Annotated in this window: 12 protein-coding genes; 1 reads left to right on the top strand and 11 read right to left on the bottom strand. The window is 62.3% G+C overall.

The features are described 5' to 3' along the window. Nucleotides 1–116 precede the first annotated feature (116 nt). Nucleotides 117–569 (top strand): Lrp/AsnC family transcriptional regulator, encoded by a 453-nt coding sequence (locus IEY43_RS11910; protein ID WP_188948809.1) that lies wholly within the window; start codon nucleotides 117–119, stop codon nucleotides 567–569. A 780-nt stretch (nucleotides 570–1,349) separates the two neighbouring features. On the opposite strand, the gene IEY43_RS11905 is transcribed toward IEY43_RS11910, so the two are convergent. The 11 genes from IEY43_RS11905 to IEY43_RS11855 all read right to left on the bottom strand — a co-directional run bounded on the left by IEY43_RS11905 (nucleotide 1,350) and on the right by IEY43_RS11855 (nucleotide 11,384). Beyond that, entirely contained in the window at nucleotides 1,350–1,970 is a 621-nt protein-coding gene (locus tag IEY43_RS11905) for a TetR/AcrR family transcriptional regulator (RefSeq protein ID WP_188948808.1), read from the bottom strand. Next, nucleotides 1,957–3,486 (bottom strand): MFS transporter, encoded by a 1,530-nt coding sequence (locus tag IEY43_RS11900; protein ID WP_209550415.1) that lies wholly within the window; start codon nucleotides 3,484–3,486, stop codon nucleotides 1,957–1,959. Before IEY43_RS11900 ends, IEY43_RS11905 begins: the two co-directional genes overlap by 14 nt. A 276-nt stretch (nucleotides 3,487–3,762) precedes the next feature. Continuing rightward, nucleotides 3,763–4,548, bottom strand: a complete 786-nt coding sequence (locus tag IEY43_RS11895; RefSeq protein WP_188948806.1) for an enoyl-CoA hydratase/isomerase family protein — start codon at nucleotides 4,546–4,548, stop codon at nucleotides 3,763–3,765. Nucleotides 4,549–4,566: 18 nt separating this feature from the next. Continuing rightward, nucleotides 4,567–5,727: a 1,2-phenylacetyl-CoA epoxidase subunit PaaE gene (gene paaE / locus IEY43_RS11890; protein ID WP_188948805.1), complete on the bottom strand. Its 1,161-nt coding sequence runs from the start codon at nucleotides 5,725–5,727 to the stop codon at nucleotides 4,567–4,569. Next, nucleotides 5,724–6,221, bottom strand: a complete 498-nt coding sequence (gene paaD, locus IEY43_RS11885; protein WP_188948804.1) for a 1,2-phenylacetyl-CoA epoxidase subunit PaaD — start codon at nucleotides 6,219–6,221, stop codon at nucleotides 5,724–5,726. Before paaD ends, paaE begins: the two co-directional genes overlap by 4 nt. Before the next feature lie 41 nt (nucleotides 6,222–6,262). Continuing rightward, nucleotides 6,263–7,123 carry a 1,2-phenylacetyl-CoA epoxidase subunit PaaC gene (paaC, locus tag IEY43_RS11880; RefSeq protein WP_188948803.1) on the bottom strand — a complete coding sequence of 287 codons (861 nt, stop codon included), beginning with the start codon at nucleotides 7,121–7,123 and terminating at the stop codon, nucleotides 6,263–6,265. Then, complete coding sequence (gene paaB, locus IEY43_RS11875; RefSeq protein WP_188948802.1) at nucleotides 7,120–7,410, bottom strand: 1,2-phenylacetyl-CoA epoxidase subunit PaaB; 291 nt, start codon at nucleotides 7,408–7,410, stop codon at nucleotides 7,120–7,122. Before paaB ends, paaC begins: the two co-directional genes overlap by 4 nt. Before the next feature lies 1 nt (nucleotide 7,411). Then, on the bottom strand, nucleotides 7,412–8,398 hold the full coding sequence (gene paaA, locus IEY43_RS11870; RefSeq protein ID WP_188948801.1) for a 1,2-phenylacetyl-CoA epoxidase subunit PaaA: 987 nt from the start codon (nucleotides 8,396–8,398) through the stop codon (nucleotides 7,412–7,414). 182 nt (nucleotides 8,399–8,580) lie between these two features. Further along, a complete protein-coding gene (locus tag IEY43_RS11865; protein WP_188948800.1) occupies nucleotides 8,581–9,024 on the bottom strand; it encodes a DoxX family protein in 444 nt (147 codons plus the stop codon). Nucleotides 9,025–9,237: 213 nt separating this feature from the next. Further along, a complete protein-coding gene (locus IEY43_RS11860) occupies nucleotides 9,238–9,975 on the bottom strand; it encodes an amino acid ABC transporter ATP-binding protein (protein WP_047120861.1) in 738 nt (245 codons plus the stop codon). Between the two features lie 14 nt (nucleotides 9,976–9,989). Continuing rightward, the gene (locus IEY43_RS11855) at nucleotides 9,990–11,384 is read right to left on the bottom strand and encodes an amino acid ABC transporter substrate-binding protein/permease (RefSeq protein ID WP_188948836.1); all 1,395 of its coding nucleotides are present in this window, start codon (nucleotides 11,382–11,384) and stop codon (nucleotides 9,990–9,992) included. Between the last annotated feature and the right edge of the window lie 175 nt (nucleotides 11,385–11,559).

Raw genomic sequence — 11,559 nt, 5'->3', positions numbered from 1 at the left:
CCACTCCCGGCGCTAATCATGGAAAGTTGAGCATGGGATACGTATACTCGTAGACGATTCGTATCAAGAAAATGAGTTTGACGATGACTCGTCCGACCCGCTTGCAAGGAGTACAGATGGCCGCTGATGCGGAACTGAAACTGGATGATGTCGACCGCGCAATCCTGGCCGAACTCACCAGCGACGGCCGGCAGTCGGTCACCACCGTCGCGCAGAAAGTCCATGTCTCCCGAGCCCACGCGTACTCGCGAATCGCCAAGCTCCAGGATGCCGGGGTGATCACCCGCTACACGGTGGTCATCGACCCGGTGAAAACAGGCCTCAAGGCTAGTGCCTACGTGACATTGAAGCTGCGCCAGCACTCCTGGCGGGAACTGCGCGACCATCTGGCGTCGATCCCGGAGGTGCACCACATCGGTCTGGTCGGCGGAAACTTCGATGTGATCCTGCTGGTACGCGCCAAGGACAATCTTGATCTGCGCCGGGTGGTGTTCGAGGAGCTGCAGGCACTTCCCACGGTGCTGGATACCCAGACGCTGCTGATTTTCGAGGACACCGACACCCGCTAAGCGGGCAAACCACCCGAAGACAAAACGTCCGCCGGATCAGATCCAGCGGACATTTTGTCGTTGCCAAAAAGCGCCTGCTATCGGTGCAACGCGGCCAGCGCGCCTGAACTCCCCAGAGGTATGGCGCACAGTCACGAAAATCTTCGCGAATTGAATGGATACGCTGGAGATTCCCAGATTCGTCCTTTCCTCTGTTGGCTTCAACCCACTGAATAGTAGAGTTCGCCTCTTCGAGTATGCCCGGAATGAACTCCTTGGGATCAACGATGACGGTTTGGGCCTCGGCAGCAAAGAGCGTCGGGCGTGTCTTGCCGCGCATGCATAGCAGGGTGGGCATGTCTGGAAACACCCGGTCCGCCTCCTCCGGGAGCATGAGCTCTTCAGCCAGTTCAAACTGAATTCCCGAGGCTTCGTCCCAGAGGTTCGCGGGGACGAAGTCATGCCAGTCATACGGCAGAGAGGAGAAACCTGCGCTGCCGCGGAGTTGCATTTTGGCCTATGGCGCCACATCTCGGCCTCGCGCTCGGGTTCGCCGAACTTGCTCCTCAGGTGGTTGTCCCGGTTGTTCACGAAATCTCGGAGATCGGCGACCGGGTGCGGGATCAAAATGAACGGTTCGCACTGGACTGCGGGTCCACTTGGCCCCTGCATCGATTCTAAGGCGGCGCCTCCGGCGCAATCGTGGCTAAACCGTTACCAGCTGGTTCGACGCGACCCAGCATTTCCAGGTTCAATCATCGCCGTTGGCGTTCAGTGGGATGCAGGCTGGAGACTGTCAGTTCACACCGTATCCGCTGGCGGCCGAGAAGGATCCAATAGGCTGGGTCTGCCGCTCTCAGCCAGCCCCAGCAAATACTGACGCGTTACGTCCAACTCCTCGGCGGTTATGTATGGAGAGTTCATTGACATGGCTATCCCTTCCGCGGCAAAACGCAACATGAGCGAGGCGGGCTGGCTCAGTCCGTCCGCGGCAAATGCTTCACGCCAAGACGCGGCATCTTGCTCCATGAGATTCTGGGCCACCTGCTCATTGCCCATGATTTGGAGCAGGTAAGTTGGCGAGAAGATCTGCCTCATGATCGCGCTGTTCCCTGTCAGCGCCCTGATATATCCACGCATAAGCATTCCGGGGCGGTTTTCCGCGAGGTCGATATGCGCGTGAACCTCATCCCAGAATTGCTGCGCGCCGTCAGTCATCACTGCCTCTTCAAGCGCGCTGCGGCTGGCAAAGTGGTGGGTCAATGCACCTTTGGACACCCCGGCCCGGGCTGCGATGTCAGCCAAGCTCACTCCGGCGCCGTGAGTAGAAAAAAGTGCGGTGGCCGCATCGATGAGCGCCCGTCGTGTGCGTTCCTTATCCCGGGTAGCATCACGCCCGGTGACTGGTTCAGTGCTCGGCACGGGTTTCCTCCTTGGAGATCGGCGTTGAGGGGATGAGCCGCCAGGCGATGAAAGCTGCAATGACCAGCAGCAGCGATGCGATGTAGGCGGTGATCTGCATACCGTGGGTGAAAGCGCCTTGGGCCACTGCCAACAGCTCGGCGTCGGACGAGCCCAGCGCTCCTGCGGCGCTTGCCAAGGACTCGTTCATGGCTTCGGCAAGCGGGTCCGGAGTGCCCTCTGGTATCTGTAGGTTCGCTCGGTAGATCGCCGTCTGAAGCGACCCGAGCACGCCGATACCCAAGGCGATACCCATTTCATACGCGGTCTCGGAAATCGAGGATGCAGCACCAGCGCGTGCCGGCGGCGCCGCCGATACCACTGCATCTGTCGAGAGGGTCATGGCCAGCCCGGTGCCTAAGCCGATGATAGCCAGTGAAATGCCCAGACCCATGTAGCCCGGCATCCCTTCGCTCAGGCCCAGCGCCGCCAGACCGAGTGCACCGATCAGCAAACCTGCGGCGATAGCGCGGCCCAGACCCAGTCGGGATAGCACTACCCCGACCAGCAGCACGACTGCCAATGAGGCAATGGTGGCTGGCATTTCAGCCATGCCTGCCCATAATGGCGAATAACCGCGCACCAACTGCAGGTATTGCGAGAAGAAGAACAGTAGCCCGAAGAAAGCGAAAATTGCCAACGCATTGGAAGCCACTGCGCCGCTGAAGGCAGGAATCTTGAACAGGGAAATATCCACCAAGGGTGTGGTGAGACCCCGCTGCCGGCGAATGAACAGGAAGCCCGCGGCCAATCCGAACAGCAAGGTACCCAGCACCAGATAGTCAAACCCGTCGCTGATTACATGCTTGATGGCGTAGACCACCGGCACGATGGAACAGACCGAGAGGACCGCCGAGACGAGGTCGATCCGCACTGCATCGGGATTCTTGGACTCGGGCAGCAGCATGGCACCCAGAACGACGATCAGGATTATGACCGGGACATTAATGAGGAAGACCGAGCCCCACCAGAAGTGTTCAAGCAAGGCGCCCCCGACCAGCGGGCCTACAGCGCCGCCTGCCATGGCTCCGGCCGACCAGATGGCGATAGCGCGGGAGCGCTGGATCGGATCATGGAATAGGTTGCGGATGATCGACAAGGTGGAGGGCATGATCGTCGCTCCGGCGATGCCCAGCAGCGCGCGGGCTGCAATGAGGATTTCGGGGCTAGGCGCAAATGCCGCGAGAACCGAAGCGAGCCCGAAGCACACGCTGCCGATCATCAGAAGTTTCTTGCGCCCAATCCGGTCAGCCACGTTGCCCATGGTGACCAGGAAGCCGGCCAATACGAAGGAATAGATATCGCCGATCCACAGGATTTGTGTCGCTGTTGGCGCGAGATCGGCGGTAAGGGCGGGCACTGCCATGTAGAGGACGGTACCGTCAATGGCCAGCAGCGTTACTGCGAGGATCAGTACGACCAGTGCGGACCACTCTTTGCGTCCGGCACGCAGCGGGGCAGAGGAAATTGAATTCACCCACACATACTAACGAACCATTTGGTTCGTTATCTACTACTACGGGGCTGAAGGATGCATATCCAACGCGCAGACTGCGTTCAAAAAACTCATTCGGAGGCCGTTGCTGCAGCCACCGTCCGGAAGTCTGCTCGACCAATCTGTGGCGAATGCGCCTTGATCTTGGACAGATCGCAAAAACGTCCATGGCTTTTCGCCGTGGACGTATGTTCAAGCCGATCTGGATACACCAAGCGCCCGCCAGATTGATTCTGGCGGGCGCTTGGCAACAGGTGTTTACTTCTTGCCGGTGAACACCGGCGGACGCTTTTCCTGGAAGGACTTGAAGCCCTCCGCGTAGTCCGTGGTGTCGCACAGCGCTGCCTGCGCACGGTTCTCGGTGCGCATGGAGTTCCACAGGCCCACACGCTGGTCGCGGATTTCCGCCACCAGCTGTTTGGAGGCGACGAAGGCCTGGGTTGCACCCTGGGCGACCTTGGCGATGATCTCCTCGCCTCGCTCAGCCAGTTCCTCGGCCGGGAAGGCGCGGGAGAACAGGCCCGAGCGCACCGCTTCGGCGCCGGAAATCAGCTCGGCGGTGTAGATCATGTCAAGGGTGCGGTGGGCACCCAGGCGTTCGGTGAACAGCCAGTGTCCCCCGGAGTCCAGGGTTGCGCCCAGGTTGGCGAACGGCGAACCGATCTTCGCGTTCTCGGCCACGTACACCACGTCGGTGGCGACTGCCAGGCCAAGCCCAACACCCAGGCAGGCGCCCTGCACCAGGGCGAAGGTGGGAGCCGGGAAGCTGGACATTTTCTCCAGCAGCGGCTGCACCTTGCCTTCGAGGTAGCCGATGACGTCGTCATCGGCCGGGTTGACCCCGGAGATGTCGCGTCCGGCGCAGAAGCCGCGGCCTTCGCCAGAAAGCACCAGGGCGCGGACCTCTCCGGTTTCCACGGCCGCCGCAGCCTGGTCATAGGCCTCGGACAATTCGGCGAGCGCCGCCTCGTCCAGCGAGTTCATCTTCTTTGGCGCGTTCAGCACCACGCGGGCGATGGAGTCGGCAATCGTCAGTTCGATCATGAAGTCATCCTGCCGTTTCTAGGCGTCGAAGTCGACGCTGAGCTTTTCGGTCGTCGGGTGCGACTGGCAGGTCAGCACGTAGCCGGCCTCCACCTCGTCAGGCTCCAGGGCGTAGTTCTCAGCCATGGTGACGGTGCCGCTGGTGACCTTGGCACGGCAGGTGCCGCATACGCCGCCGGCGCAGGCGAAGGGAACGTCCGGGCGGACGCGCAGGGCGGCGTTCAGCACGGTCTCGTTGGCGCGCACCGGGGACTTGACCTCGCCCTGCAGGCCGTCGAGGGTGAAGCTGATCTCGTAGCTGTCCTCGTCCTCCTCGACCTTGACCGGGCGGCCGATGTGGCCCTGGGGCTTGCTCGGCTCGCCGGTGGAGAACAGTTCGAAGCGGACCTTCTCGGCCGGAATGTCCATGCCGGTCAGCTGGTCGCGGACCAGCTGCACCAGCTCGAACGGGCCGCACAGGAACCACTCGTCGACGTTCGGGGCCTGGACCACGGTGTCAAGCAGCGTGGAGAGCTTCTCCGAATCGATGCGTCCGGAAAGCAGCGGCGAGATGCGCTGTTCGCGGCTGAGCACATGGTGCAGGGCCAGACGGGACGGGTAGCGGTCCTTCAGGTCCGCCAGTTCCTCCAGGAACATCACGTCCATGGCTGCCTTGTTCGCGTAGATCAGGTCGAAGCGGGTGTTCTCGTTCGCGGCCAGGATGGTGCGGGCGATGGCCAGCACCGGGGTGATGCCCGAGCCGGCGGCCACGGCTACGAAGCGGTCCTGGGCCTCGGTGTCGATCTTGGACGGATCGTTGATCTCGGTCAGGCGATGCTTGGAAATGAAGGCACCAGCCGGGCTCATCACGTCCATCTGGTCGCCTGCGGTCAGGTTTTCATTGGCCCAGGTGGAGAACAGGCCGCCAAGGTCGCGCTTGATGGCCACCTTGATCTCGCTGCCGGTCGGCTCGGCGCAAATCGAGTAGGAGCGGCGCAGTTCCTGCAGCTCGCCCTCGGCGTTCGGGATTTCCTTGCGCAGCGCCACGTACTGGCCTGCAACGTAGTCGTACTCCGCGCTCAGTTCCTCGGGAATGGCGAAGGTGACTTCGATGGAGTCCTTGGTCAGCCGGCGGACGTTGGAGACGGTCAACCGGTGGAAGGACGCCCGGCGACGAGTTGATGTGGTTTGGTCGGTCATGAGAGCACCTTGAAGTAGTCGAAGGGTTCCAGGCAGTCTTTGCAGGTGTAGAGCGCCTTGCAGGAAGTCGAGCCGAAGCGCGCCAGCTCGCGGGTGTTCAGCGAATGGCAGCGCGGGCACTTGACGCTCATGCCGAGCGTCACGCGTCCGGCATGGCCCCGCCCGGTGGGCGGGGCGATGCCGTAGGCTTCCAGCTTGGCCTTGCCGCTCTCGGTCATCCAGTCGGTTGACCAGGCGGGGGTGAGCACCAAACGGACGTCGACCTGTTCGTGGCCGGCCTCGTGGAAGACCCGGTACAGGTCCTCGGTGATGACGTCCATGGCCGGGCACCCCGAATAGGTCGGGGTGATGACGACATGGACTGCGCCATCCTCGTCCTGCAGGACGTCGCGCAGGATGCCGAGGTCCGCAATGGTCAGCACGGGAATCTCTGGATCCGTGACCTTCGAGGCGATGGCGAACAGATCTTCGGTGTTGGTGATCAGGTTGCTCAAGACTGCTCCCCCCTTAGCGGGCGAAAGGGTTGGTGTGGTGGCTACCAGCTCGCACCGGGGTGCTTGCGGGCAAGGACTTGCATTTCGGCCAGGATGAATCCGAGGTGCTCGGAGTGCTCTCCGCCGCGGCCGTTGGCCATGGCCTGACCGGTCTTCGGGATTTCCAGGCCGGAGTCGGCCAGGACAGCGGTGATTTCCTTGTCCCAGTCTTCGCGCAGCGAGGACGGAAGCACTGCGATGCCGTCCAGCTTGCGGTGCAGTTCCTGATCCTGGAACATCTCGTCCACGTACGGCCAGAGGATTTCCAGCGCATGGCGCATCTTGGCGGCCGATTCCTCGGTGCCCAGGCCCAGGCGGACGGTCCACTGGATGGCGTGGTCGCGGTGGTAGTCGACTTCCTTGACGGCCTTGGCGCAGATCGCGGCCAGGGTTTCGTCGGCGGATTCGGTCAGCTTGGAGTACAGCAGGTGCTGGAAGATCGAGACGATCAGCTGGCGGATGATGGTCACGCCGAAGTGGCCGTTAGGCTGTTCGACGATCCACAGCGAGGTGAAGTCGTCTTCTTCGCGCCAGTAGGCCAGGTCGTCTTCGGTCTTGTCCCATGCCAGGCCGGCGTAGGTCAGGAACGAACGGGCGTGTCCGAGCACGTCCAGAGCGATGTTGCCCAGGGCGATGTCTTCTTCGAGCTCAGGTGCACGAGAGATCCAGTGCGACAGGCGCTGGGCGAGGATCAGTGCGTCGTCGCCCAAGGTCAGTGCGTAGCGTGCCACGTCCTCGCTCGGCTTGGCACCGCCCACGGCGATGTCCTCCGGGCGCAGTGCGTTGCCCGGAGTGACGCGGGTGGCCGAAGCGAGCGCGTCGCCGAAGCTGTCGAGCTCGGCATCCAGTTCGTCGTGGTTCACAGGTGCTTCACTCCCTCGCTGGCCTTGTAATAGGTCGCGTGGCGGTAGTCCTTGCCCTGTGGGGATTCGAAGAAGGCATCCTTCTCATCCGGATCGGAGCTGATGATGTCCTCGGACTTCACAACCCACAGGGACACGCCCTCATTGCGGCGGGTGTACAGGTCGCGGGCGTTGCGCACTGCCATCTGGGCGTCCGGTGCGTGCAGCGAACCTGCGTGGACGTGCGAGAGTCCACGGGAGGAACGGACGAATACTTCCCACAGGGGCCAATTGCTCTGTTGGCTCATGTTAGGCAACCTCACTTTGTACTTGCTTGGCGGCGTATGCGGCGGCGGCTTCGCGAACCCAAGCACCTTCGCGGTGGGCTTCGCGGCGGCGTTCCATGCGCTGCGCGTTGACTGGGCCGTTGCCCTTGATTACTGCCATGAATTCATCCCAGTTCAGATCCTTGTGGATCCACTGCTTGGTCTCTTCGTCGTAACGCAGTTCGGGATCCGGCAGGGTCAGTCCGAGGACCTTGACCTGCTCGGCGATCATGCCGACGAAGCGCTGGCGCAGTTCGTCATTGGAGAAACGCTTGATGTTCCAGGCCATGGACTGCTTGGAGTTCGGGGACTGCTCGTCCGGCGGGCCGAACATCATCAGCGCCGGCTCGTAGAAGCGGTCGATGGCATCCTGGGCCATCTTCTTCTGCGCCTCGCTGCCGCGAGAAAGCGAGAGCAGGATTTCGAAGCCCTGGCGCTGGTGGAAGGATTCTTCCTTGCACACGCGGACCATGGCGCGTCCGTACGGGCCGTAGGATGCGCGGCACAGCGGGACCTGGTTGGCGATTGCCGCACCGTCCACGAGCCAGCCGATGGCACCCATGTCCGCCCAGGAGCGTGCCGGGTAGTTGAAGATCGAGGAGTACTTGGCTCGACCGGTCAGCAGCTGGTCGTTCAGCTCGTCGCGTCCGGTGCCCAGGGTTTCCGCTGCGGAGTACAGGTACAGGCCGTGGCCTGCCTCGTCCTGGACCTTGGCCATGAGGATCGACTTGCGCTTCAGCGATGGAGCGCGGGTGATCCAGTTGGCCTCAGGCTGCATGCCGATGATCTCGGAGTGCGCGTGCTGGGAAACCTGTCGGGTCAAGGTCTTGCGGTAGGCATCCGGCATCCAGTCGCGCGGCTCAATGCGCGAGTCCTTGCCGATCAGGGCGTCAAAGCGCGCCTGTGCCTGCTCTTCTTCGTAGCTTGGGACGGCACTCAGTCCCGGCTCCTGCGGTGTGGTCGGGGCCATGGGTTCACCTCACTGAAAGATATTTACATACTGACCGTTCGTTCAGTATGTCAGAGTGGGTTCGGTCACGTCAACATCACCACCAAAACCGACGTCGCACAACCGCTCCGTCCAACCGGCCGCCCGCTTAAACAAACCGGCGCCCGAAAGATGCTCTTTCGGGCGCCGAGGTTCACTACCCTTTAGACGCTCGGCACCGCCACAGCGGCCTTTCGGGCGAAGAGGAAGCGGTCAACCGAGTACGCCCCCGGACCGGCCAGCACCAGGGCCGCCGCCGCGGCCGCCAGGATGGCCACCAGCTCATATCCCCCGTTGTCGACAAAAATTCCGGACGAAAGGTGGACCAGGAACAACGCCCCGAGCATCTCCACGGCCAGCAGCGCCGCGGCGACGCGGGTCAACACACCGAGGACCAGGGCAATGCCGCCGGCAAGTTCAAGGGTGGCCACGGCCGGAGCGACCACCGAAGCCAGCGGGACGCCCATTTGCTCGAACGAGGCCGTGGCGCCGTCCAGGGTGTATTGGAAGAACTTCTGCCAGCCATGGGCGGCCAGGATGAAGCCGAGCACGACGCGCAGCACCAGCAGCGCGACAGAGGTCATCGTCGGGTTGTTTCGGGTGGTCATTTCAATCTCCATCAGTGGATCTACGGGAATGAGCGGCTTCGCAACAACTCGGGTTCGACTCTAGCCTTAAAACTTGAAGCTTCAATGATAATTTTCCATGTCGTTCCTGTGATCTGTTCCGCACATGGCAAAGCCGCCCGGGAATGAACAAGATTTTTGTTCGTTTCCGGGCGGCTTGCGCTGCGGCACGATGCCGCATCCAATCTCAGGCGCCTACAGCACCTTGGACAGGAAGTCCTGAGTGCGGGCCTGCTGCGGGTTGCCAAAGAGGTCCTCGGGCTTGCCCTGCTCGCACACCACTCCGTCGGCCATGAAAACCACGCGGTCGGCGACTTCGCGGGCGAAGCCCATCTCGTGGGTCACCAGCACCATGGTCATGCCCGAGTCGGCCAGCTCCTTGATCACCTGGAGCACCTCCCCGACCATTTCCGGGTCCAGCGCGCTGGTAGCCTCGTCGAAGAGCATGATCCCCGGGGACATGGCCAGTGCGCGGGCGATGGCCACACGCTGCTTCTGGCCGCCGGACAACGATGCCGGGCGGGCGTCGGCCTTCTCCTTCAGCCCCACGCGCTCCAGCAGCTCCAGCGCCTTGGCACGGGCCTCGGTGCGGTTCATCTTCTTCAGCTCCACCGGGGCCAGCATGATGTTCTCAGCCACCGACATGTGCGGGAAGAGGTTGAAGTGCTGGAACACCATGCCCACGTGGCGGCGCACCTCGTTGATGTCCACCTTCGGGTCGGTCACGTCGAAACCGTCGACAACCACCGTGCCGGAGGTGATGTCCTCCAGCTTGTTCAGGCAGCGCAGCAGCGTGGACTTGCCCGAGCCCGAAGGCCCGATCACGCACAACACCTCGCCCTCGCGGATCTCCAGGTCGATGCCCTGGAGCACGTTGTTGGAACCGAAGGACTTGTGCAGGTCGGTGACCTGGATCTTTACCTGCGAGTTCATCTCGCTTGCGGTACTCACTTGTTGAACCTCTTATCGGCATAGTTGGCCAACTTGGTCAGGGCCATGATGGCGATGAAGTAGATGACGCCCACGATCAGCAGCGTCTCGGTGACGCGGAAGTTCGCCGCGTAAATCTGCTGGCCCTGGTAGAGCAGCTCGGCGAAGCCGATGGCCAGCAGCAGCGAGGAGTCCTTCAGGCTGATGATTAGCTGGTTGATCAACGACGGGGTCATCATCTTGAAGGCCTGCGGAATCACGACCTTCTGCATGGACTTGCCGTAGCCCAGGCCCAGCGAACGGGCAGCTTCCAGCTGTCCCGGATCCACCGACTGGATGCCGCCGCGCACGATCTCGGCCACGTAGGCGCCGGCGTTCAGCGACAGGGTCAGAATGCCGGCAGTCCAGACGCTGATGTCCCATCCGGTCAGCTGCGGCAGGCCAAAGTAGAACATGAACGCCCACAGCAGCAGCGGGGTGCCGCGGAAGATGTTCACGAAGGTGGTGGCGATGCCGCGCAACACGATGTTGCCGGAGATCTTGAAGAAGCCGAAGAGCAGGCCCAGCGCCATGGCGATCGCGAAGGAGATCGCGGTGACGCCCAGCGTGTTGCCCAGACCGGTCATCAAGGCCGGGAAGGACTTGACCGCCAGGTCGAAAAAGTTGCCCGGGGTGTTGACGGTGGGGTCGGCCAGGTACTTGTCCAGGATCTGCTGGTACTCGCCGTTGGCCTTCAGCTCGGCCAGTCCGTCGTTGAAGGCCGCCAGCAGCGCGGTGTTCTGGCCCTTGTTCACCGCGAAGCCGTAGGAGCCTCCGGGAACCTTGTCGGTGACGGTCTTCAGGCCGTTGCCCTGGGCGATGCCGTAGGCCAGCACAGGGTAGTCGTCGAAGACGGCGACGGCGGAGCCGGCCTTGACCGACTCGTACATGGTGGCGGACTGGTCCAGGGACTTGACGGTGAAGTCGTACTGCTTAGCAATCGACTTGGCGTAGGTTTCACCCTCGGAACCGGTCTTGGCGACAACGGTCTTGCCCTTGAGGTCCTCGTAGCCCTTGATGTCCTCGTCGTCCTTGGCCACTGCCATCTGGACGCCGGATTCGAAGTACGGCTCGGAGAAGTCGTAGATCTGCTTGCGCTCGTCGGTAATCGACATGCCGGCGATGACGCCGTCGACCTGGTTGGCGGACAGCGCCGCCAGCGCTGCGCTGAAGCCCAGCGAGCGGACTTCGACCTTGAAGCCCTCATCCTCGGCGATGGCATGCAGGATGTCCATGTCGATGCCCGTCAGCTCGCCGTTCTGGCGGAACTCGAACGGGGCGAAAGTGGTGTCGGTGCCGATGACGTAGGTCTGGCCCTCGACGCTCTCGGCCCCCTGCGCCATGGACGCCGGGGCTCCGACGACCAACGCCATCAGACCGATGGCCGCGCCGGCGATCCACCGGGTAAGGCGACCTGTCCGGGTCGGGGTGTGGTTGTTTTTCACTTATCTCAATCGCTTTCTCATGATGTAGGGGCGAGTAACCCATGGGGCAGATTGATTCACTCTGCTTGCTAGCCTATGACCAATGCGCGCATGTCGGAACCTT

This window comes from Glutamicibacter protophormiae, assembly GCF_014647495.1.
GTDB lineage: Bacteria > Actinomycetota > Actinomycetes > Actinomycetales > Micrococcaceae > Glutamicibacter > Glutamicibacter protophormiae.
The sequence above is the reverse complement of the archived record's forward strand: the minus strand, read 5'-3'. Positions and strand labels throughout refer to the sequence as shown.

Coding starts and splice junctions, on each gene's coding strand:
- IEY43_RS11910 (WP_188948809.1), top strand. CDS start 117: ATGGCCGCTGATGCGGAACTGAAACTGGATGATGTCGACCGCGCAATC.
- IEY43_RS11895 (WP_188948806.1), bottom strand. CDS start 4,548: ATGATCGAACTGACGATTGCCGACTCCATCGCCCGCGTGGTGCTGAAC.
- paaE (WP_188948805.1), bottom strand. CDS start 5,727: ATGACCGACCAAACCACATCAACTCGTCGCCGGGCGTCCTTCCACCGG.
- paaB (WP_188948802.1), bottom strand. CDS start 7,410: ATGAGCCAACAGAGCAATTGGCCCCTGTGGGAAGTATTCGTCCGTTCC.
- paaA (WP_188948801.1), bottom strand. CDS start 8,398: ATGGCCCCGACCACACCGCAGGAGCCGGGACTGAGTGCCGTCCCAAGC.
- IEY43_RS11865 (WP_188948800.1), bottom strand. CDS start 9,024: ATGACCACCCGAAACAACCCGACGATGACCTCTGTCGCGCTGCTGGTG.
- IEY43_RS11860 (WP_047120861.1), bottom strand. CDS start 9,975: ATGAACTCGCAGGTAAAGATCCAGGTCACCGACCTGCACAAGTCCTTC.
- IEY43_RS11855 (WP_188948836.1), bottom strand. CDS start 11,384: ATGGCGTTGGTCGTCGGAGCCCCGGCGTCCATGGCGCAGGGGGCCGAG.